This is a genomic window from Helicobacter suis (genome assembly GCF_902196135.1).
Classification (GTDB): Bacteria; Campylobacterota; Campylobacteria; order Campylobacterales; family Helicobacteraceae; genus Helicobacter; species Helicobacter suis_A.
Window position 1 is genome coordinate 152,528 of the sequence record NZ_CABIKE010000003.1, and the last position, 21,520, is coordinate 174,047.

Sequence of the window (21,520 nt, forward strand, 5' to 3'; positions counted from 1 at the left end):
GCAAAGTGGCGATCTATTTAGATTTTGAGAATCGAATCAAGGGACTTCAAGAAGATGTTGAAATGGCCACTATTAGGGGGGATGTGGATGCTAAGGAGATTTTAGAAAAGCGTTTGGCTAAAGAAACCGAATCTGTTTATTCCAATCTCACAGACTACCAAAGACTCCAGCTAGCCAGACACCCAGATAGACCCTATGCGATGGATTATATTGAGCTAATTCTCAAAGATAGGTATGAAATTTTTGGAGACCGGCATTTTAGCGATGATAAAGCCATTGTAAGTTTTATTGGTAAAATTGAAGATGTCAGCGTTGTTGTCATTGCTGAGGAAAAGGGGCGGGGCACGAAAAATAAATTAAGGCGTAATTTTGGCATGCCCCACCCAGAGGGTTATCGTAAGGCTTTAAAGAGCGCTAAATTTGCAGAAAAATTCAACTTGCCTATTTTGATGTTAGTAGATACAGCGGGGGCTTATCCGGGTATTGGAGCAGAGGAGAGAGGCCAAAGTGAGGCCATTGCTAAAAATTTGCAAGAATTTGCAGCCCTTAAAGTACCCACAATTTCTATTATCATTGGAGAGGGAGGGAGTGGAGGGGCTTTAGCCATTGCTATAGCCGATCGTTTGGCTATGATGGAATATGCTATTTTTAGCGTGATTTCCCCTGAGGGGTGTGCGGCCATTTTATGGAATGATCCAAGTAAAATTGAAGTGGCTGTCAAAGCTATGAAGATCACCCCTACTGATCTAAAAAAAGCTAATTTAATTGATGATATTATTTTAGAGCCACAGCGCGGGGCCCACCGCGATAAAATCCAAGCTAGCCAGTCTATCAAAAACTACTTCTTAGAGCAATTAGCTATCATTAAAAACACGGACTTTTTAGAATTGCGTTACCAAAAACTTATGGCCTGTGGGGCTTTTGCCTAAAAACACTATTAACTAAAATTAGACTTTATAAAGGAAAGTACAATGTTTAGTGCAAGAAACCAACTAGAAGCTAAGATTATTGAGATTAAAGAAGGTGTAGTCAATTCGCTAATCGTGGGGGAATTACAAAGTAAAGAGATTATCAAAGCTATTATAACAGCAGATAGCCAAAAAGCTTTAGAACTAGTGGTGGGTCAAAAAGTGCTCTATTTATTTAAAGCTTCCTCTATCATTATTGCTAAGGGTGAGAATCAATTAAAACTAAGTGCTGCTAACCAGTTTAAAGGGGAAGTTATAGGGATAAAAGAGGGCATGACAAATACGGAGGTGATGATAAAAACTATAGGGGGCGATAAACTAAGCGCAGTGGTTACTAATGAGTCTATTAAAAATCTAGCCCTCCAAATTGGAGATAAGATAACAGCCATGATCAAAGCCAGTCAAATAATCATTGGCGCTTAATCTTTTTTCTAAGTAAATAGCTGTAGAAAAGTTGGAAATGGGTTTGTATTCTTTATTTACAAGCTTGGCCCTCATTTAACCTTATGGCTTAAACTTTAAACCCTCTTGTAGCATTTACATTTAACTTCACACAAAAATAGAAGGCGTGCAAAACGCGCAGTATCCAGATTGTTTACTAGCAATCTTAGATTTTATGCTCTCGTGCTAAAGGGCAATGGGGGAAAATAATAACGGCTTTTGGCTTTGTACGCGTGCTTATCCTTTTTTTAATTGCGGGCTTTAGAAGTGCGGCAGAGTTGTTATATCCCAGCAAAGTTCTATAAGAATATATGCCCCTCTAAGAGAGAGGTTTATCCTCTCTCCCTATTTTAGAGTGCAAGAAAAACGCCCTTTTAACTAGTACAAAGAGAGAACTTTAACATTAAGTGAGGAGGGGAGACTTCTAACAAAAATAATATTGTTAGTATTAATACACACTTGGTGATCTTTAGCTCCATGCGCTAAACTAGCTCCATGCTCAGCATCGCAGGCAATCATATGAAAAGTAGCGTGCAAGCTAGGGCTATTATCTACATTGAGCGCAAAATTATTCGCCTCGCTGTTTTTAATCCGCCCTATATAAACGATATTGGGGAAAATATTGCTACTTCTGGTATCTGCTGCTGTACTAGCTTTGTTAGCCGCGTGCATGACCGTTCCTCCTATACTTGCAGCAAGACCTCCATAACCCCCCGCGTATTGGCCTGCTGCTTCTAATCCTTTCTCTGTTCCAGTCTTTAAGATAGCAGAAGTGATCGCGCGGGCTTTGATAGCAGGGAGGGTTGTTTGGTATTCCTTACCCACAATCGCGCCAAAATTAGAGAGTACGGATAAATTTTCTGCTTTGTTTTCTACCACAAGCTGGAAACTTTTATGAAAATCTTGTCCGGGTACTAAAAGAGGTAGGGCAAGATTGATCGCATCTATTTTGTATTCTTTAAGTATGGGCTGTTTGCCATCCTCTACAATCACCCAAGTAAATTTTTCTTTAGAACCGTATACAAAATTTTTAATATCTTGTGCCACAACAGGGTTCTTGCTCACCCCATAAGCCTCTTTGAGATCATCTAGCCCTTTTGCATCTTTATTGCTACAGAAAAATAGCCCACTCACATAACTCACCATAGGGTTAATAAAGCCATCGTAGGCCTTAAATTTTTCCAGATTAGAGTAAGTTTGTTTTAACTCCGCATCCATTTGGTTAGTCCCAGCTAGTAGCTTTGCAAATTTATTACCATTTTTACTTTTAGCTTTTTCTGCTTGTTCTTGAGCTTTAGCGATCTCTTTTCTATAAGCATCTTTAATGCGTCTTTGCCGCTCAATGGTGCGGTTAAATTCCACTCTAGCATCTTGCTTCTTGTTTAAAAACATATAGTCAAGTGCCATGTAGTAGTTGGTTAATGTCCATTCATACATATGCCCCTCATAGGGTATATTAGCCGCTGAACCATAAGTAGCCGCCCCTGCTTTGGCTATCCCTTTTTCCATATTTTGATAATTAGTATCAAAGGTTTTATTAGCCAGATCTAGGGTGTTTACAGAGGCCTGATAATTACCCATCATGAAAGCATTCACCCCATTTTCTAGATTCCATAAAGGCGTATCTCTGTTTTTCTTATCCTTACTGATAAAATCTTTAGACATTTTATCAGCCTGTGCATGTTGCGTGGCATAGTAAGCAGTTGAAAACTGTGCTAACTGCGCGCGATTTTCCACATGCGCACAACCAAAAAACACAAACCCTGCTACAAGAGCGCCATAAAACTTCCCATTTCTCATTACTTTTCCTTTCTAGGTTTTAAAGGTTTTAAAGGTTTTAAAGGTTTTAAAGGTTTTAAAGGTTTTAAAGGTTTTAAAGGTTTTAAAGGTTTTAAAGGTTTTAAAGGTTTTAAAACAAGCGACTATTATACAGAATTTTTTCTTTTTATAACCTTAAATACAGACCCAAAGGCGCTATTTCAGTGTAGCACTGATTAATAAACTTATAAGGCGGTATTTTTCCTCATTTGAACACCACACGGGTTATGCGAGGGGTACCGCGTAGAGTTTTGCACCTATTCTACAACATAAAAGTAGTTTAATTGAATATGGTAGAACTTGCAAGTTGACCGTCCCTGTAGTCTTATTGAGAAATTCCTTATTTTTTGCTATAACCTGTTTTACCTTGCTCTCAAGGAATATTGATGACAATCTCTATAAAAAAGAGCGTTTATAAATCCTTTCTTGTTTTATCTAATACTCTTCTGTTTACTCCCTTAAATGCCGAAAAAAACGGTGTTTTCTTAGAAGGGGGGTTTATTTATTCTAATTTTGAAAGTATAGAAAAAGAAAGCAGAGGACCAGAGACTCTTAAAAACATCGGTTTAGTCCCTATCCTTGTTCCGGGCACAGCCACCATGCAAAAATCTAATGGCGATCTTTATGGTGCAGATATTATGCTAGGTTATAAACATTTTTTTGGGGCTAAAAAGCATTGGGGGTTACGCTATTACGCTATTTTTAGCGGACAGGGAGGTAGTATTTGGCAAAACCAAAACAGTACCCTTGGATACACACAACCTGCAGCTAATCTCTTTTATGGGGTGGGTATGGACATTTTATTTAATCTTTATCAAAAAAACGAGCATAGTTTTGGAGTCTTTATAGGCGCGATGGTGGGAGGGAGTAGCTGGTTAATGGGCAAAAGTGGGCAGTTTGGACAGTGTAGATTTAGCTATTTAGGTACATGTGCTACGATGAATGCGCATTATAGCCAACTGGCCCAACAACAAATAAAAGGCACTACAGCCAATTTCTCACCCACCTTTGTACAATTTATTTTTAATCTAGGCTTTAGGGCTCAGCTATCCCGACACAATGGTATCGAATTAGGTGTACGAATCCCTACAATTGATAATCCTTACTACACCTATTCTAGTCCTAAAGAGAATGCTGCTTGGGGGGTTGCTGGAGCTTCTAAAACAACTATTCGTTTTAGGCGCAATGTAACAGCCTACTTAAATTATGTGTATCATTTTTAAAATTTTCTTAAATTCTTTTGTACTTGTTTGAGTACAGCTAATAATTAAGGTTTTTACTCAAGCCATGTTAAAAGCTATTGATCTTTTGCTAATATGCCCCTTTTAAATAAGGAGATGCATGCAAATTCAAAAAATTTTAGCAAGTGAGGTATTAGACAGTCGGGGTAATCCTACTCTAAAGGCTAAGGTTATGCTTAGCGATGGTTCTGTAGGTGTGGCCATTGTGCCCAGTGGAGCTAGCACAGGCAAGAGAGAGGCGCTAGAGTTAAGAGATGGCAATCAACGCTTTTTAGGCAAAGGGGTTTTAAAAGCCTGTGGCTTTGTAGAAGGGGTGATTCAAGAGGCATTAGTGGGTTTAGATCCTTATAATCAAAGCCATGTTGATTCTTTATTGCAAAAAATAGATGGCACAGAAAATTATGCGCATTTAGGGGCTAATGCTAGCTTGGGGGTGTCTTTGGCTTTAGCACGCGCCTCTGCTTGCTCTTTACATTTAGCTCTCCATAGTTATTTAGGAGGCATTAATGGCCTGATACTGCCTACTCCTATGCTAAATATCATCAACGGGGGCGCACATGCTAACAATAATTTAGACTTCCAAGAGTACATGATTATGCCCCTTAAGTTTGGAAGTTTTAAAGAGGCTTTACGCGCTAGTGTGGAGGTTTATCACACACTAAAGGGCATGTTAGTAGAATCTAAACAATCCATTAGTGTAGGAGATGAGGGCGGGTTTGCTCCCAATTTTAAAAACAATAGCGAACCTTTGGATTGGATTTTAAAAGCCATTGAAAAGGCAGGTTATCAGCCCGGTGAACAGATCGCTTTGGCTTTAGATATAGCCAGTAGTGAATTAATTAATCCTGCGGGGCGTTATGTGCTTAGTAGCGAAAATAAAGAACTTGAAGCAAGCGCGCTAATTGAATATTATGACAAACTGCTAGAAAAATACCCCATTGTCTCTATTGAAGATGCACTAGGTGAGGAGGATTATAGTGGCTGGGCAGCATTAAGCGCTAAACTGGGGCAAAAAGTCCAATTAGTGGGCGATGATCTTTTTGTAACCAATAGCAAGCTTTTACAAAAAGGCATTGAGGCTAAACTAGCCAACGCAATTTTAATCAAACCTAACCAAATAGGCACGCTCTCACAAACTATTCAAACCATGCACCTAGCGCAAAAGTCAGGTTATGCTTGCGTAATGAGTCATCGTAGTGGGGAGAGTGAGGACAGTTTTATCGCTGATTTTGCAGTCGCGCTTAATACCGGGCAGATTAAAACAGGCGCGCCCACTCGTGGCGAGCGCACGGCTAAATACAACCGCCTTTTAGAGATTGAGGAAAGTATAGAAGGCATTTATGCAGGCCCCTCACTCTTTTAAAATCTGGCTTATTGGTTTTATGGGTAGTGGCAAGAGTACAGTAGGCGCGCTTTTAGCACAAAATCTAGGCTGTAGCTTTTTAGATACAGATTTACAAATCAGTGCCCAAGAAGGCTTAGAGATTACACAAATCTTTAACAAACATTCAGAAAGGCATTTTAGAAAACTAGAAAAAGAATTAGTCAGCCAAATTAGCCAATTACAAACCCCCCTAGTGATTGCCACAGGGGGAGGGTTACCCATTTTTACCCCTATAGAAGTGGGCGTTTTAATCTATCTGTGCCTAGATTTTAAAATTCTGCATGCACGCCTTTTAAACGATCCCACTCCCCGCCCTCTTTTTCAAACAACAGAGCAACTACACGCCCTTTATAACAAGCGTTGTGGCCGCTATGAGTCTATGGCACACCACCAAATCAATGCTAATCAAAGCCCAGAAAGGGTGATTGCAGATATTTTAAAGCGCTTATAAATCCTTATTTAATTCTGCGGGCTATAATAGTACTTATTGTAAAAGGAAATGCATGGGTCAAGGAATTTTAGTATATGCACCTTTGGATTTAGAAGAAAAGGCGGTTAGTTTTTTAGAGGCTTTCTTAAAACAACACCATAAAACCGTAGCGCTATTTACTCCCCCTATCAATGGGAGTATACAGGTGGTTTTAGAAAGACTTGCTAATGAAGATGATGGAGTTTTTACCCAAATATTAGAGACATACACCCCCTTAGCTAAGCAACATGACTATGTTTTAGTGCTAGGGAGTTGTTTTAATTTTCTAATCCATCTAGATAGCCAGATTTATATTAACTTAGCTAGACATTTAAACTTAGCTATTGTGCATGTTTTTGGTGATGTGAGTGCTTCTGAAATTAAACTAGCCAATACTAGTTGGAAGCGCGCCGGGTTATGCAACCCTTTAACTCTGATACAAAAGCCTTTAGATACACCTATCACAGAACCCTATGTGATTGATCTTAACAACCCTCAAGAACCATTAATTCTTAAAAGTTTAGAAACCATCCATACAACCTGTTTAAGTCCCTTAGCCTTCCAACACCAAATTTTAAAGCGCGCTAAAGAAAACTTAAAAACAATTGTACTCCCTGAAAGTGGTGATATGCGCATTCTTAAAGCTGCTCATGCCATTTTAGAGATGCAAGCAGCCAAGCTAATTTTATTAGGGGAAAAAAAACGCGTTGATAAGGAGGCTCAAAAACTAAACCTTGATCTCAAAGAAACCCCCATTATTGATCCGAACAACTCAGAGTATTTAGAGGAATTTGCCCAAACCCTCTTTGCCCTGCGCCGTGCTAAAGGTCTTAGCCTAGAGCAGGCAAAAGATTTAGTTAAAACCCCTACTTACTTTGGAACACTTCTTGTACACATGGGTCATGCCGATGGCATGGTTTCTGGGGCCACCCACACCACAGCTGATACCGTGCGTCCAGCCTTGCAGATTATCAAATTAGCCCCGGGTAATAGCCTTGTTTCTAGTGTGTTTTTCATGTGTTTACAGACAAAAGTTTATATCTTTGGGGATTGTGCGATCAATCCTAACCCTAATAGTGAGGAGTTAGCCCAAATTGCCATAACCTCAGCTAAAACGGCTAAAAATTTTGGCTTTGAACCTAAGGTGGCTTTGCTTTCTTATTCTAGTGGCACTTCTGGCAAAGGTGCAGATGTGGATAAAGTAGCCCAAGCCCTGCAAATAGCTAAAAAAAGCGATTCACATTTAGCCATTGATGGGCCCTTGCAATTTGATGCTAGCGTTGATCCTGCTGTGGGCGCTAGAAAAATGCCGGGGAGTTTAGTCGCTGGACAAGCCAATACGCTTATTTTCCCAGATTTAGATGCGGGCAATATCGCCTATAAAGCCGTACAAAGGTGTGCGCAAACTTTAGCCATTGGACCGGTCTTACAGGGTCTTAAAAAACCGGTTAATGATTTGAGTCGCGGTTGTTTAGTTGAAGATGTGATCAACACAATTATCATGACAGCCATTCAGGCACAGGGGAATTAATGCGTATTCTTGTACTTAATGTTGGGAGTTCCTCTATCAAGTTCCAACTTCTTAATATGGAAAAACACATGGTACTTGCTAAGGGCATTGTGGAGCAAATTGGAGAAAAGCAAAGCCATATTAGCATTAGTACTAGCGGGCATACACATAAAACAGAGGGCTTACACATCAGTAACCACGCTGAGGGCTTATTGCAAATGCAAGATAGATTGCAAAGCATGGGGGTTTTGCGTAGTTTAGCCTATGTAGATGGGGTGGGGCATCGAGTCGTGCAAGGGGGGGATTTATTTGTAGAACCCACGCTAATCACCCCTGATGTCATGGAGCATTTAGAAAAGCTTTGTCCCCTAGCCCCTCTGCATAATCCAGCCCATATAGCCGGGATTAAAGCCTTACAAGAACAAGTACCTAATTTGCCTCAAGTGGCTGTATTTGATACGGCTTTTCACCAAAGCATGCCTAAGCACGCTTATTTATATGCTTTGCCCTACTCTCTTTATGAGGAGCATCGCATACGGCGCTATGGTTTCCATGGGACTTCCCATCATTTTGTGACTAAAGAGGCGGCTAGGTTTTTACACATCCCCTATTTAGAATTTAACACGATCTCTTTACACTTAGGCAATGGCGCGAGTGTGTGCGCGATTAAAGAGGGAAAAAGTGTGGATACTTCTATGGGATTAACCCCACTAGAGGGCTTAGTGATGGGCACGCGCTCAGGGGATTTAGATCCAGCTTTAGTAGAATATATCGCACAGGTGAGCCAAAAAAGCCTTCAGGAAGTAATTAGCATGTTAAATAAACAAAGTGGGCTTAGAGGGCTTTGTGGGGATAATGACATGCGATCGATTGATGCGCGCATTGAGGCCGGAGATGAGCGGGCTAAACTAGCCTTTGAAATTTATGCTTACCGCATTAAAAAATATATCGGGGCTTATGCTTTTGCTTTGGGGCGACTTGATGCGTTGATTTTTACCGGAGGGGTGGGGGAAAACTGCGCGAGATTACGGGCTTTAGTGTGCACAGGATTAGAAAACTTTGGGTTTTATTTAGATCAGAAAATCAATGCTAATCCTAGACCGGGCATTGCGCTTTTAAGTGAGGCGCATAAACTACCCATTTTGCGCGTACCCACCAATGAGGAATTAGCCATTGCTCAGGATACAGTGCAAGTGGTTTCTAAGTATAAGTATCATTGTCTATAGTTTAAAGTTAAATTAGCTTTAAAAGATTAAAGTCTTTAGCATTTGGTACTTCACTACTTAAAAAATGGCAAAAGCGCCATGTTTTAGGTCTCATCGTTGTCTTATCAATTAAAGAACTATAACATTGTTATTAATTATTACATTGAGTATTTATATTAAATTATTTATACTAAGGCGTGGTTGTCATGAGTTGCAATGAATCTTTGTGTAGGAGGTGTTGATGAATTGGGAAAAGATAGGGTGGTCGATTCTTGAGAATATAGTTGGTGGGGCTTCTAAGAAAGCTGGCGAATATCTTGGTGAGCGCGTATTTGGCGGTAAAGCTAATAATACATTTAATAGAGTTAGTAAATACAGCAAACATAGAAAACTTGGTAAATTGATTAATCAATATGGTAGAGAACTTGCTAAACCTGCTTTTGAGTATGAGCGACAACAACAGATTAAACGGATTAATAGAATTGAGAATAAATTAAAAAAAAGGCGAGGAGTTATTAACGCTATTAGGAATAATCAGCAACAAGCTCGATCAGGTTATTTTATTAGAATAGGTTTAAATAAAAGGAGAAGGAGAAGGAGAAAATAAAGAAGTGAATTGTGGTGTAATCAAAAAGCCTAAAAAGACGATAGCCTTTGAAAGTTAAAAGATCTGATTGTTAAGAAGAAATCACACCCCTAAGAAATGTTTGCATTGCTTAATGGGAGTCTGTGTACATTGATGTGTTAAAGATTTGCAAGGCGCAATTATTGTTGGGCAATTTAGCGAATTTGTCTAATTGTGCACAAAGATAGCGGTAATTTTTTTCATACCTCCGGCTTTAAAATATTTAACTATAAATATAGGCATGGGTTAATGAAATGGTGTTATCCACGCTATTAGTTAATAAAAGTTGATACAAATCCACACTACCCACCCTAAAGGCAGAGGCACAACTTCTTAAATAAAGCGACCACATGCGCACAAAACGGGCATCATACATTTTAGTGATCTTCTCTTGTTGGTTTAAAAAGTTTTGATACCAAATATCTAGGGTCTTAGCATAGTGCAGGCGCAAACTTTCGGCTAAAACTAAGTGAAAATCGCTTTCACTCACAACAGAGATCACTTCCCGTAAAGAAGGCAAATACCCGCCCGGGAAAATGTACTTATCAATCCAGCTATTTGTCGTGCCCTCAAAACAACATAAAATGGAGTGTAATAAAAACATCCCCCCTACTTTTAAAACTTCCTTGATTTTCTTAAAATAGAAAGGCAAATTATCCTTGCCCACATGCTCAAACATGCCCACACTCACAACTTTATCAAAACGGTAGCGCATGCCATCTAAATCTTGGTAGTTTAAAAGTTTAATGGTAACTCGATCCTCTAATCCCATGTCCTTAACCCGCTTACTAGCAGCCTTAAATTGTTCATTAGAGATTGTAATGCCCATGACCTCTACATTGTATTCTTGAGCGGCTCTAATAGAAAGATAACCCCAGCCACAACCCACATCTAAAAGCTTTTCGCCCTGTTTGAGGTCTAATTTTTTAAGGGTGTGATCAAGTTTTTGGAGTTGGGCTTGTTGCAGGCTATCTTCTTCTTTTTTGAAATAAGCGCAAGAATAACTCAAGGTTTCATCTAACCATAAAGCATAAAAATCATTGCCTAGATCATAATGGCTTTTAATATTAGAGCTCTCTTTACTTGCTTGTTGTACGGGCATGGCGTTATCGTGCTTGTGCAGGTGTGTATAATTGGTTTGTAGATATAAAATCCGCATCAGCTCATCCATTGACCCTTCAATTTCAATTAGGCCGTCCATATAAGCCTCTGCGACGGTTAAAGACATGTCCTTTTTAATATCACTCATCTTAAATGGCCGTTTGATATTGATAGTAACTTGTGGTGTCTTTGTGCCGTTTTGATACACCTCTTTATCCCAAAAAACTACCCGATAATCCCCATTTTTCCATTTTTTAAACATGGACTTTAGAAACATCTTAGATAGCATGCATGCCCTAGTTTATGGTTTTGTGCTATTATAGGCGCTTTAGGCTTAAAAAGGTGTTGTCTATGCAAAATTTTAAATTGATCTCTACTCCTATTTATTATGTCAATGATAAGCCTCATTTAGGGCATGCTTACACAACTTTTATTGCCGACATGCTTAAAAAATACTATGCCCTGCAAGGAAAAGAAGTTTTTCTACTCACCGGCACAGATGAGCATGGCCAAAAGATCGCACAAAGCGCTTTAAAACATCATTTAAGCCCCCTTGAATACGCCTCTAATGTTAGCCGTCTTTTTAAAGATCAGTGGGATTATTTTAAGATTGATTATAACCACTTTGTACGCACTACAGATAGCCAGCATAAAGAGGCCGTAAAAAAAGCCTTTGAGCAAATGTATCAAAAAGGAGACATCTATAAGGGAGTTTATCAGGGCTCTTATTGTGTGAGTTGTGAGAGTTTTGTAACCACCACGCATTGCCCTGATTGCAACCGCGAGAGTACTTTAGTTGAGGAGGAGAGTTATTTTTTTAGACTCAGTAACTATCAGGATCGCTTACTAGATTTTTATCACACCCACCCTAAGGCTATTTATCCTCTCTTTAGACGCAATGAGGTGTTGCGCTTTATTGAACAGGGGCTTTATGATCTCTCTATTACCCGTACGAGTTTTGAGTGGGGCATTGCTCTGCCTAGTAGTTTAAAAGAAAGTAAGCATGTTATTTATGTATGGCTAGATGCGTTGCTTAATTATGTGAGTGCTTTAGGCTATGGCAAGGGAGCTAATTTAGAGTGTTTTAAATACACCATCCATGTTGTGGGTAAGGATATTTTGCGCTTCCATGCAATTTATTGGGTGGCGTTTTTAATGAGTTTAGAACTCCCCTTATTTGAAAAGCTCTGTGTACATGGCTGGTGGACAATTGATGGGGTGAAGATGAGCAAGAGTATTGGCAATGTGCTAGATGCGCAGGATCTAGCAAAAACTTATGGAACAGAAACGCTGCGCTATTTTTTATTGCGCGAAGTGCCCTTAGGCCAAGATGGGGATTTTAGCTTGCAGGCTTTAATACGGCGATCTAATGCAGATTTGAGCAATACTTTAGGCAATTTAGTACAAAGATTACTAGGCATGGCTAGCCAGTATTTTGGTGGCAAGCTAGAGAGTGGGGGCGTTTTAACCCACTATGCTTTTTTGTACCAACAACTCCAAGATTTGCTTAACTCTTTAGATCAAAGCATGCAAGAGATGCAACCCCACCGCTATTTAGAAGATTTATGGAAAGTTTTTGAAGTGTGTAATGCTACTATTGCGCAAGAGCAGCCATGGAATATGGTTAAAACACAACCTAAAAAAACTATGGCTTTACTCTCTCTTGTGGCCACTATTCTAGCTAAGAGTGCGTTTTATCTTTACCCAGTGATGCCAGAGAGTGCAACAAAATTAGCGGCTATCTTTGGAGTTAACCTAGATTCACAGAGTTTTTTAACCTTTAAACAAAGCCATTATGTATTGCCCCCCCTAACCCTACACAAAACAGAAGCGCTTTTCCCCAAACTAGAGTTAGAAACTTCTATTAAACAGGAACAAAAGCGCCTTAAGATAGAGGATTTTTCTAAATTAGAGATTAGAGTGGGCACGGTTATTAAAGCTGAAAAAGTACCTAAAAGCTCTAAATTGCTGTGTTTACAGGTTGATTTTGGTCTAAAAACACGCCAAATTCTCTCAGGTATTGCTAAATACTACAAACCCGAGGAACTAATAGGCAAACAAGTATGTGCTTTACTAAATTTAGAACCTAGAAAAATGCTAGGCTTAGAATCTGAGGGCATGATCTTAACAGCTAGTGGTGCCAATCATCTTAAACTCATCGCGCCTACTGAATATGTAAGCAATGGAGCTAAGATTGAGTGAATGTAGATGAGGTTTTATCCATCACAAGAGGAACATTACAAAGTAACCCGGTGGTGCATACATTTAGCCATATCACCCATGCCATTGAGCGGGTTAAAAAAGGCGCGCTTTTTATTGCTTTAGAGCCTAGCTATCTTGATTTAGCCATTAAACTAGGGGCTTATGGGGTACTAACTAATCAGAAAAACCCCAGTGATTTAGAAATTGCTTGGATTTATGTACAAAACTTACAAGATGCGCTAAATAGATTGCTTTATTATAAATTCATGGATAGCCAAATCCCAATTATTACTCTTTCCAGAATTGAGTGTCTATTACTCTCTAGGCTAGTGCCCAGTGGTCTTTATTTTTTTAAAGGAGAAATTGTAGATTTATTAGATTTAGATTTAACCGCTATAAGTGCGCTAATCATGCAAGAATCTTTCTTGCCCAATAGCCTAAAGATTGTAGATACCCTCCCCTACCAAATTCTACAAGAACAGCTATTAACTAGCACGATTTTATATAAAAATAGGCGCTATCATCTTAAACTTGCAGGGCTTTACTTACCTGAGCTTGCCAAAGTTTTACAGGTATCTCAGGCATTAAATATACCAGTAGATTTAAATCGCTTGGGGGTATTTCCTAAACCTTTTTATACTAATAAGCGCTTAGAACCTTGTGCACAGTATTCACAGATTCTCTTCTTAGAAAAACATAAAGAGATGATCAATTTGGCAATCTATGCGCAAAGAAAAGCCCCTTGGCTTAAACAAATTATTTTCACACAAGAAGAACTAGACATGCCCCATATTCTCTATAAAACCCTTCATGAGCTTAAAACTCTACTCACCTCACAAATCTATCATCTAGCCTTCATTATAGGAGAGGTAGAAATAACAGATTTACTCTACAAGCCCTATAAGAAAAGTCTATTTGATGGGCTATAGCATTGATCAAGGGATTAGTATAAAATTAGATCCCCATTTTAGCCTTGATCAACTCCAAGCAAAAGCTTGGCAATTAAGACCTTGGCGCAAAGGTCCTTTTTATTTTAAGCAAGGTAAAAAAGAGTTTTGTATTGATAGCGAATGGCAAAGTTATATCAAGTGGGATTTAATTAAAAATGTTAGTTTGTGTGGTTTAGATGTAGCTGATGTGGGCTGTAATAATGGCTATTATCTGTTTTGTATGCACAAACAAAACCCACAAAGCCTAACAGGTTTTGATCCAAGTTTACTTTACAAGCAACAATTTAATTTTCTAAATCATTTCTTACAACTGCCTATCACCTATGAAAGCTTAGGGGTGGAGGATCTGCGCACTTACCCTAAACGCTTTGATGTGATCTTTTGTTTGGGTGTGCTTTATCATAGAAAAGACCCCCACAGCGCCTTAAAATCTCTTTACATGGGTTTAAAAAAAGGCGGTATTTTAGTGCTTGATACCCTCATTTTTGAAAGCCCGCTAGAAATTGCCCTCTGCCCAAAGACTTATGCCAAGATGAGTAATGTCTATTTTATTCCTAGCATTAAGGCCTTGCAAAATTGGGCTTTTAAAGCAGGCTTTCAAGAATGTAAACTTCTAGCAATTAAACCCACCACTTTATTAGAGCAACGCAAAACCCCATGGATTGAAGGCCTAAGTTTAGAATCTTTTTTAGACCCTAAAGATGCTAGCAAGAGCATAGAGGGCTACCCTGCTCCCTGTAGGGGGTATTTTATTTTACACAAATAAGGATAGTGATGACAGAAACACCTATGTTAGAGGAAGGATTATTTGTTTGTTCTAAATTAGATCAAACTCTTTGTGCGGATTTGGTTTCTTTTAGCCCTAATAAAGCCACAGTTTGTTTCACCCCTAAGGAGTTTATGCTCTGTGAGGAAGATGTTGTACATGCGGGCTTTATTGTGAGTGCGGCTAGTTTTGCGGCTTTGTGCGCGCTTAATAAGAAAAACAGCTTAATTTCTTCTATGAAAATTAATTTACTTGCCCCCATTGAGCTTAAACAAGAAGTCTATTTTAACGCCATAGTGGTACACGCAAGTTCTAAAAAATGCTCAATTCGCGTGGAGGGTGAGTTTATGGAAATTAAAGTTTTTGAGGGAGATTTTGAGATTTTGGTCTTTGAAAAACGCCCCTTCAAGTTTAATTTTAAGGAAGAGTCGTGATCATTGCCTTAGTGGTGGATAGTTTTGAGGATAAAAGCAACGGGACTTCTATGACCTGCTATCGCTTTTATAAGGCGCTTAAGGAGCGCGGGCATGAAGTACGGGTAGTAGCACCCTTTATACAAGGTGAGGGTTTTTTTACTCTTAAAGAGCGCTATATTCCACTGGTTACAGAAATTGCACGCAAACAACACATGATCTTTGGCAAACCTGATGAAAGGATTTTAAAAAAAGCCTTTAGAGGGGTAGACATCGTGCATGTGTTTTTACCCTTTGATTTAGAAAAAACAGCAATCAAGGTAGCAAGAGAGCTTAAAATCCCCTATGTGGGGGCGTTTCATTTACAACCCGAACACATCACATACAACATTAAACTACAAAATTTAGATTGGCTTAATCGCTTAATCTTTTGGTGGTTTAAAAAGAATTATTACCAATATCTCTATCATATCCACTGCCCCTCCCCTTTGATTAAAAATGAACTAGAGAGGCATGGCTATGGGGGTAAAAAATATGTAATTAGCAATGGCTTTGATCCACTCTATACCAAACGCTCCCATAACACCAAAACCGATAACCTATTTCACATCATCATGGTGGGGCGCTACTCTAATGAAAAAAACCAACAGGTACTCATAGAAGCGGTGCGTTTGAGTCGCTTTAGCCAACAGATTCAATTGCATTTAAAAGGCATTGGGCCTAATTTAGCCAAACTACAAAAATGCGCACAAGGCTTAACTTATCCGGTAGATTTTGGCTTTTTAGAACCACAAGATTTAATAACTCTGCTGTATCAATGCGATTTATATGTGCATGCTGCAGATGTGGAGGGGGAGGCAATTGCTTGTTTAGAGGCGATGAGTTGCGGGGTGGTGCCCGTGATTTCTGATAGCAAAATCAGCGCGACTAACCAATTTGCCCTAGATGCGCGATCGCTGTTTAAATCTAACGACGCCAAAGATCTAGCCCAAAAAATAGACTACTGGCTAGAACACCCAGAGGAACGCGCATTAGCAGAAAAAGAATACGCTCAGGCCACGCAAAACTACCGCTTAGATGATTCTATTAAGCAAGCTTTAGACATGTACACAGAGGCTATTGCTGATTTTAGAGAGATTTATAAGGAGAAAAGATAAACCTCACAACTAGAAAAAGCCATAAAAGCAGAATTTTATAAACTCCACTAAGCGGTTAATATTCTTACAAAAATATTTTCCCTTGTTAACTAATTTTTAAGAAAATAACACTAAAAATATAAACATAGCACCCAAAGGAGAGTGATGATCAAACAGTTTTTCTTGGCCACTCTTTTGATTGCTCAAGTTTTTGCTAGCACCCCTAAAGATACCCTTGTTATTGGCATTGAAAACGAAACAACCCGCATCAATCCGCTTTTTGACACCGATCATGATAGCGCCCTAGATTTTGTCTTTAGCGGACTCACACGCTTTTCACCTGACATGAAAATTGAGCCGGATTTGGCTAAGAGCTGGGAAGTAAGCCCTGATGGACTCACTTGGATTTTTCACTTAAGAGAAGATGTTTTATGGCATGACGGGTATAAATTTAGCGCTGCAGATGTTAAATTTACACTAGAGCAGGCTATGGATAAAAAACTCAATGCACCCGCACGCGCTAATTTTGAAGAGATCAAACGGATAGAAGTGCTAAACCCCTATACTTTAAAAATTACACTTAAAACCCCTTTTCCTGCGCTTTTAGACGCATTAAGCATGGGAATATTGCCCAAACACCTTTTAGAGGGTAAGGATTTAAGCACCAATGCTTTTAACCAACACCCCATTGGCACAGGCCCTTTTGAATTTGTGAGGTGGCAAAAAGGGAGTTATATTAGCTTTAAAGCCAACCCTAACTTTTATCGTGGACGGCCAAAGTCTGCTAAGGTCATCTTAAAAATCGTGCCTAATTACAATGTGCGCACTTATGAAATTAAAAACGGCTCTTTAGATGTGGCTTTAGTAGAGCCCAATCTAGTAAAGGGTTTAGAGCATGATAAAAATATTAAGATTATGGATATGAAGAGCGCGGATTATCGCGCTTTGATGTTTAATTTTCATAACCCTCTTTTCGAGTCTCTAGCAGTGAGGCAGGCAATTAACTACGCTATTGATAGAAATTTAATTGCTGCTAAGATTTTACACGGCTATGGCTTTGTGGCTAATAACCCTATCCAAGCTAGTTGGGCTAATGATGCAAATGCACAAACCTACACCTACAACCCTCAAAAGGCCCAAGAAATCTTAGTTAAAGATGGGTGGAAGTTACAGGGAAAGTTTTACTATAAAAATAACAAAGCCTTAGAGTTTGATATTTATGCCTTTAATAGCGATCCGCTTAGGATAGCCCTAGCCAGCATTTTACAAAGCGAATTAGCCAAAATTGGGATTAAAACCAATGTGATTGCCAAAAACCACGGCGCCTTTGATATAGACAAGGTAGATAGCTTTATTATTGGCTGGGGAAGCCCGCTTGATCCAGATATGCAGACTTATCGCGTTTTTAGTTCTAAAATGGATATCAGCACTAATAAAAATGGCTGGAATTACAACCATTACAGCGATTTAAAAGTTGATGAGGCTCTACTTAAAGCCCGCATCACAAACAAACTAGATCAACGCAAGTTTTGGTATGCTAAATTTATTAATGCGCTATATGTTGACCCTCCCTTTGCCTTCTTAGTGTATTTGCGCTATCCTTTAGCCTACCGCGCTAATGTCCATGGCATTAAACCTACTATCTTAGGGCATCACGGGGCGCGTTTTACCTATGATGTTGCTGAGTGGAGTAAGGATTAGTGTGGCGCTTTGCCACTAGGCGTTTTATAGGGGCTTTTTTACTCTTACTTGTTTTTAGTTTTGTGATCTTTGTGATGTTAGATTTTTCTAGCGGGAGTGTGATCTCTGGTGTTTATGGGGATAGTATCCAAGCGGCTAATCCGGCTATAAAACAGCAAATGATGGCTAATTTAGGTTTGAATCGCCCGCTTTTGGTGCGTTATGTAGAATGGTTGGGGCGGGTTTTATGCGGAGATTTAGGGGTGAGTTTTGCTAGTGGAGAAAGCGTAATAAAGATTATTAAAGAGCGCTTGCCCTACACTTTGATCTTAGGCCTAACAAGTTTTATTTTAAGTTTTATTCTAGCCCTTATTTTGGGAGTTTTTAGCGCACTATTTAAAAACTCACTATGGGATAAGGCGATTATGATTATCACCTTAGGTTTTTTTAGTGTCCCTAGTTTTTGGCTAGGCTTGCTCTTTATCATGATCTTTAGCGTATCTTTAGGACTCTTTCCTAGTTCTGGAATCTATGATTTAGGAGAAGAGCCTAGTTTAAAAGGATTGATTCACCACCTAGTACTCCCCATAGCAGTACTAACCCTTTCGCATTTAGCCATTTATACCCGTCTAGTTCGTAGTGTGATATTAGATACTCTCAAAGAACCCTTTATCATGAGTTATCGCGCATGGGGGGTTAGTGAAAAAATCATTCAATTTAAATTAGTGTTGCGCTATAGCCTTTTGCCTATCCTAAGTTATTTTGGGGCTAATGCAGCCGGGATTTTAGGAGGGACTTATATTGTAGAAAGCGTGTTTTCTATCGGAGGACTAGGCAGTACAACCATTAATGCCCTACTTAATAAAGATTACCCTCTAGCCTTAGGCATTATTTTACTTAGCACCCTTGTAGTGGTTTTATTTAACCTCATCGTAGAGATTAGCGCCAAACTTTTAAACCCAAGATGGCGTTCTTGAAAAAGACTTTTCTTTTTGGCGCGCTTTTGATCGTGGGTCTAACACTATTGCCCCTATGCGCTCCCTTTGCACCCACTCAAATCAATTTAACCCAACTCAAACTCCCCCCTAGTTTCACCCACCTTTTAGGCACAGACTTTTTAGGGCGCGATGAATTTTCTAGGCTACTCTTTGCTCTTAGAAATTCTATTTATATCGGGCTTTTAAGTGCACTAGGTGCTATGTGTCTTGCTTTAGGCTTTGCCTTTGTTAGTCTTAATGCTCCTAAATGGCTAGCCTCTTTGTTATTGCGCTTTTTAGATGGGTTTTTAGCCCTACCTAATCTTTTACTCATCTTGCTTTTTAGCGCCTTTAACCAACGCGGGTTTAATTTGTTAGGGCTAAGTCTATTGGTGGCATTTTTTGCTTGGGGGAGTGCTGGTAAGCTTATCCATGATAGCTTTAGCAATATCAGCACCCAAGAATTTATCTTAAATGAAAAAGCTTTAGGGGCGACTCGTTTAGCGCTTATGTTTATACAAATTCTACCTGTAGCTAAAAATAGCGTGTTTGTACTTTTTATTAATATCTGTGCCCATGCCATTAGCACAGAAGCCCTACTTAGTTTTTTTGGTTTGGGGCTTAGAGTGGGGGAGGCAAGTTTGGGCAATATGCTTAATGAAGCCTCTGAGGCAATTTTTACGGGTACTTGGTGGTTGCTACTCACCCCCGGGCTAGCCGTTTTTGTTATGGTGTTTGGCTTAATGTTATTAGGAGAAAAAATACAAGAAGATGGTTAAAGTGGCGCATTTAAATATCTACACCCCAACTAGCCAAATCTTGCGCGATATTAGTTTTGAAACGGGGGCTAATTTGGCTATTTTGGGGAGTAGTGGGAGTGGGAAAAGTACGCTTTGTAAAGCCCTTTGTGGGCTTTTAAGCCCTAATCTTAAAATTAGCTATAGCGCGCTTGAAGTACAGGGGCGTGCGGGCTATGTCTTTCAAGATTGTATTAGTTGCTTTTTCCCTTATTTAAAAATACGAGACACCTTTAAAATGGTTCTTAAAGACAAATTAGACAAAGCTTTACCTATTTTTGAGAGTCTAAATATTCCTTCTAAAGTATGGGGGCTTTATCCTTACGAATTGAGTCGTGGCATGGCTAGTCGCGTACAAATCGCGCTTAATCTCACTTTAGAATCTCAAATTCTCTTGCTAGATGAGGTAACTAGTTCTTTAGATCGTCTTAATACCCAAAGTGTGGTGCAATTACTCCTAGAATTAAAGATTCAAAAGATCACCATTACCCATGATGAAGAGGTGGCCTATCGTTTGTGTGAACAGGTACTTGTTTTAGAAAATGGCGCGATCACTTATTTTGGGGATAAAAAGGGGTATTTTACATGGGATTAGAAGTCATGGGTTTATATAAATCCTATGGGGAGTATTGTATTTTAAAAGATATTCATTTGTACCTAGAAAGTGAGGAGAGTGTTGCACTTTTAGGCTCAAGTGGGAGCGGGAAAAGTACGCTGGCTAAATGCATCGCGCGCTTAGAAAGTTTTGATCAAGGCCAAATCACCTACCAGCAAGAAGATATTTTACAGATGCCTGAAAAATATTTAAGGCAACGCATCCAGTATGTTTTCCAAGATCAATTAAATGCGCTCAATCCAGCCAAAAAAGTTAAAGACCTCTTAGAAAGTGTGGCTAGGCGTTTTAAAACACAAAAAGATTTACCCCAAATTTTACAAAGTACGCGGCTTAAACCCTCTCTTTTAGATAAGTTTCCCAGAGAATTAAGCGGAGGGGAGCGCCAAAGATTAGGCATAGCCAGAGCCATGCTAGTTAAGCCCCAAATCTTACTTTTAGATGAAATCACCAGCGCACTAGATAAGCGTTTGAAATACGAGATTATGGAAGTGTTGCTAGATTATCAACTTGCAACTAAAACAAGCATGATCTGTATCACCCATGACAGAGCCATTGCACAAAAATACTTTAAAAGACATTTTATCATTGAAGCAGGCAAGTTACGGGTTGGTTGAGATTGGAGGTGTTAAATGCAGGGTCTATAGCAAATCTTCTAACTTTGAATAAGATTTTAAAGAGTAAAAAAGCCTGCAAGTCTTATATCTTTAAAGTTTACTAATCCCTTGATCAAAAAACTTTTTGAACAAATCCAAGATGCTTTGGTATCCCATTTAAAACACCTTTAGATCACAAACGCTAAGAATGTCGGGGCGGTTATCTAAATAGACTTTTTCCCCGCTTATGAAAATAAAAGGCCGTTTTTCTAATTGCCCATCATAGTGTATGAAATTATGTGGGATTAGCTTAAAATTAACCCCGCCCTCAGAAAAGCCCTTAATAAAATAAGCACAGCCAAAAAAAAGCGCGCTAGTGCAATCAAAAACAAACTGATAAAACCCTTTTTTTTGGATATGCTTAAAGGCCTCTTGTGCTTGTTGGTTTTCACATTCTAAGATTAATGGGAGTTTAGCCACTTGCAAACGCCGCTTAAACACCTCGCTACTAATTTGGGCATCAAAGCGTAAAAAGTAGCGAAAGACTTTTACTAACTCCTCGTAGCGCTCAGATTGTAGCGCCCATTTCACAAACTCATAATCAACAAAATTAGGGATTTGATGGGCA

The 21,520-nt window shown here is 39.2% G+C and carries 21 protein-coding genes; 18 read left to right on the forward strand and 3 right to left on the reverse strand.

What is annotated here, in order from left to right:
• The first annotated feature begins 5 nt into the window (after positions 1 to 5).
• A complete protein-coding gene (gene accA / locus G6Q06_RS03370) occupies positions 6 to 929 on the forward strand; it encodes an acetyl-CoA carboxylase carboxyl transferase subunit alpha (RefSeq protein WP_163565710.1) in 924 nt (307 codons plus the stop codon).
• 42 nt (positions 930 to 971) lie between these two features.
• Complete coding sequence (locus tag G6Q06_RS03375; RefSeq protein ID WP_205435824.1) at positions 972 to 1,391, forward strand: TOBE domain-containing protein; 420 nt, start codon at positions 972 to 974, stop codon at positions 1,389 to 1,391.
• A gap of 396 nt (positions 1,392 to 1,787) precedes the next feature.
• On the opposite strand, the gene G6Q06_RS03380 is transcribed toward G6Q06_RS03375, so the two are convergent.
• Positions 1,788 to 3,209, reverse strand: coding sequence for a hypothetical protein (locus G6Q06_RS03380; protein ID WP_163565711.1), 1,422 nt, complete (start codon positions 3,207 to 3,209; stop codon positions 1,788 to 1,790).
• Positions 3,210 to 3,613: 404 nt separating this feature from the next.
• Here G6Q06_RS03380 and G6Q06_RS03385 point away from each other — a divergent pair, with 404 nt between their 5' ends.
• The 6 genes from G6Q06_RS03385 to G6Q06_RS03410 all read left to right on the forward strand — a co-directional run bounded on the left by G6Q06_RS03385 (position 3,614) and on the right by G6Q06_RS03410 (position 9,643).
• Positions 3,614 to 4,450 (forward strand): outer membrane protein, encoded by an 837-nt coding sequence (locus tag G6Q06_RS03385; RefSeq protein ID WP_163565712.1) that lies wholly within the window; start codon positions 3,614 to 3,616, stop codon positions 4,448 to 4,450.
• Positions 4,451 to 4,568: 118 nt separating this feature from the next.
• On the forward strand, positions 4,569 to 5,831 hold the full coding sequence (gene eno / locus G6Q06_RS03390) for a phosphopyruvate hydratase (protein ID WP_163565713.1): 1,263 nt from the start codon (positions 4,569 to 4,571) through the stop codon (positions 5,829 to 5,831).
• On the forward strand, positions 5,809 to 6,303 hold the full coding sequence (locus G6Q06_RS03395) for a shikimate kinase (protein WP_163564374.1): 495 nt from the start codon (positions 5,809 to 5,811) through the stop codon (positions 6,301 to 6,303). Before eno ends, G6Q06_RS03395 begins: the two co-directional genes overlap by 23 nt.
• A 52-nt stretch (positions 6,304 to 6,355) precedes the next feature.
• Positions 6,356 to 7,852: a phosphate acetyltransferase gene (pta, locus tag G6Q06_RS03400; RefSeq protein WP_163565714.1), complete on the forward strand. Its 1,497-nt coding sequence runs from the start codon at positions 6,356 to 6,358 to the stop codon at positions 7,850 to 7,852.
• Complete coding sequence (locus tag G6Q06_RS03405; protein ID WP_163565715.1) at positions 7,852 to 9,057, forward strand: acetate kinase; 1,206 nt, start codon at positions 7,852 to 7,854, stop codon at positions 9,055 to 9,057. The genes pta and G6Q06_RS03405 overlap by 1 nt, the downstream gene beginning before the upstream one ends.
• A 220-nt stretch (positions 9,058 to 9,277) precedes the next feature.
• Complete coding sequence (locus G6Q06_RS03410; RefSeq protein ID WP_163533790.1) at positions 9,278 to 9,643, forward strand: hypothetical protein; 366 nt, start codon at positions 9,278 to 9,280, stop codon at positions 9,641 to 9,643.
• A 241-nt stretch (positions 9,644 to 9,884) separates the two neighbouring features.
• Here G6Q06_RS03410 and G6Q06_RS03415 read toward each other — a convergent pair whose 3' ends face one another.
• Complete coding sequence (locus tag G6Q06_RS03415; RefSeq protein ID WP_163565716.1) at positions 9,885 to 11,051, reverse strand: class I SAM-dependent methyltransferase; 1,167 nt, start codon at positions 11,049 to 11,051, stop codon at positions 9,885 to 9,887.
• A gap of 62 nt (positions 11,052 to 11,113) precedes the next feature.
• Between G6Q06_RS03415 and metG the strand changes: the two genes are divergently transcribed.
• The 10 genes from metG to G6Q06_RS03465 all read left to right on the forward strand — a co-directional run bounded on the left by metG (position 11,114) and on the right by G6Q06_RS03465 (position 20,913).
• Positions 11,114 to 12,964, forward strand: a complete 1,851-nt coding sequence (metG, locus tag G6Q06_RS03420) for a methionine--tRNA ligase (RefSeq protein WP_205435829.1) — start codon at positions 11,114 to 11,116, stop codon at positions 12,962 to 12,964.
• A complete protein-coding gene (locus tag G6Q06_RS03425; protein ID WP_163565717.1) occupies positions 12,961 to 13,893 on the forward strand; it encodes a ligase in 933 nt (310 codons plus the stop codon). Before metG ends, G6Q06_RS03425 begins: the two co-directional genes overlap by 4 nt.
• Positions 13,883 to 14,680, forward strand: a complete 798-nt coding sequence (cmoB, locus tag G6Q06_RS03430; RefSeq protein ID WP_163565718.1) for a tRNA 5-methoxyuridine(34)/uridine 5-oxyacetic acid(34) synthase CmoB — start codon at positions 13,883 to 13,885, stop codon at positions 14,678 to 14,680. Before G6Q06_RS03425 ends, cmoB begins: the two co-directional genes overlap by 11 nt.
• 8 nt (positions 14,681 to 14,688) lie before the next feature.
• Entirely contained in the window at positions 14,689 to 15,114 is a 426-nt protein-coding gene (locus G6Q06_RS03435; RefSeq protein ID WP_176485278.1) for a PaaI family thioesterase, read from the forward strand.
• Entirely contained in the window at positions 15,111 to 16,250 is a 1,140-nt protein-coding gene (locus G6Q06_RS03440) for a glycosyltransferase (RefSeq protein ID WP_163565719.1), read from the forward strand. The genes G6Q06_RS03435 and G6Q06_RS03440 overlap by 4 nt, the downstream gene beginning before the upstream one ends.
• A 144-nt stretch (positions 16,251 to 16,394) precedes the next feature.
• Complete coding sequence (locus G6Q06_RS03445; protein ID WP_163565720.1) at positions 16,395 to 17,930, forward strand: ABC transporter substrate-binding protein; 1,536 nt, start codon at positions 16,395 to 16,397, stop codon at positions 17,928 to 17,930.
• The gene (locus G6Q06_RS03450; RefSeq protein ID WP_240329187.1) at positions 17,930 to 18,886 is read left to right on the forward strand and encodes an ABC transporter permease; all 957 of its coding nucleotides are present in this window, start codon (positions 17,930 to 17,932) and stop codon (positions 18,884 to 18,886) included. The genes G6Q06_RS03445 and G6Q06_RS03450 overlap by 1 nt, the downstream gene beginning before the upstream one ends.
• Positions 18,874 to 19,665, forward strand: a complete 792-nt coding sequence (locus G6Q06_RS03455) for an ABC transporter permease (protein ID WP_163565721.1) — start codon at positions 18,874 to 18,876, stop codon at positions 19,663 to 19,665. Before G6Q06_RS03450 ends, G6Q06_RS03455 begins: the two co-directional genes overlap by 13 nt.
• On the forward strand, positions 19,658 to 20,278 hold the full coding sequence (locus tag G6Q06_RS03460) for an ATP-binding cassette domain-containing protein (protein ID WP_163564398.1): 621 nt from the start codon (positions 19,658 to 19,660) through the stop codon (positions 20,276 to 20,278). Before G6Q06_RS03455 ends, G6Q06_RS03460 begins: the two co-directional genes overlap by 8 nt.
• The gene (locus G6Q06_RS03465) at positions 20,269 to 20,913 is read left to right on the forward strand and encodes an ABC transporter ATP-binding protein (RefSeq protein WP_163565722.1); all 645 of its coding nucleotides are present in this window, start codon (positions 20,269 to 20,271) and stop codon (positions 20,911 to 20,913) included. The genes G6Q06_RS03460 and G6Q06_RS03465 overlap by 10 nt, the downstream gene beginning before the upstream one ends.
• A gap of 156 nt (positions 20,914 to 21,069) precedes the next feature.
• Here G6Q06_RS03465 and G6Q06_RS03470 read toward each other — a convergent pair.
• The coding region (locus G6Q06_RS03470) for a phage portal protein family protein (protein ID WP_430734575.1) at positions 21,070 to 21,520 on the reverse strand (451 nt) is incomplete at its 5' end.

Coding starts and splice junctions, on each gene's coding strand:
- G6Q06_RS03375 (WP_205435824.1), top strand. CDS start 972: ATGTTTAGTGCAAGAAACCAACTAGAAGCTAAGATTATTGAGATTAAA.
- G6Q06_RS03380 (WP_163565711.1), bottom strand. CDS start 3,209: ATGAGAAATGGGAAGTTTTATGGCGCTCTTGTAGCAGGGTTTGTGTTT.
- G6Q06_RS03385 (WP_163565712.1), top strand. CDS start 3,614: ATGACAATCTCTATAAAAAAGAGCGTTTATAAATCCTTTCTTGTTTTA.
- eno (WP_163565713.1), top strand. CDS start 4,569: ATGCAAATTCAAAAAATTTTAGCAAGTGAGGTATTAGACAGTCGGGGT.
- G6Q06_RS03395 (WP_163564374.1), top strand. CDS start 5,809: ATGCAGGCCCCTCACTCTTTTAAAATCTGGCTTATTGGTTTTATGGGT.
- pta (WP_163565714.1), top strand. CDS start 6,356: ATGGGTCAAGGAATTTTAGTATATGCACCTTTGGATTTAGAAGAAAAG.
- G6Q06_RS03405 (WP_163565715.1), top strand. CDS start 7,852: ATGCGTATTCTTGTACTTAATGTTGGGAGTTCCTCTATCAAGTTCCAA.
- G6Q06_RS03410 (WP_163533790.1), top strand. CDS start 9,278: ATGAATTGGGAAAAGATAGGGTGGTCGATTCTTGAGAATATAGTTGGT.
- G6Q06_RS03415 (WP_163565716.1), bottom strand. CDS start 11,051: ATGCTATCTAAGATGTTTCTAAAGTCCATGTTTAAAAAATGGAAAAAT.
- metG (WP_205435829.1), top strand. CDS start 11,114: ATGCAAAATTTTAAATTGATCTCTACTCCTATTTATTATGTCAATGAT.
- cmoB (WP_163565718.1), top strand. CDS start 13,883: ATGGGCTATAGCATTGATCAAGGGATTAGTATAAAATTAGATCCCCAT.
- G6Q06_RS03435 (WP_176485278.1), top strand. CDS start 14,689: ATGACAGAAACACCTATGTTAGAGGAAGGATTATTTGTTTGTTCTAAA.
- G6Q06_RS03445 (WP_163565720.1), top strand. CDS start 16,395: ATGATCAAACAGTTTTTCTTGGCCACTCTTTTGATTGCTCAAGTTTTT.
- G6Q06_RS03455 (WP_163565721.1), top strand. CDS start 18,874: ATGGCGTTCTTGAAAAAGACTTTTCTTTTTGGCGCGCTTTTGATCGTG.
- G6Q06_RS03460 (WP_163564398.1), top strand. CDS start 19,658: ATGGTTAAAGTGGCGCATTTAAATATCTACACCCCAACTAGCCAAATC.
- G6Q06_RS03465 (WP_163565722.1), top strand. CDS start 20,269: ATGGGATTAGAAGTCATGGGTTTATATAAATCCTATGGGGAGTATTGT.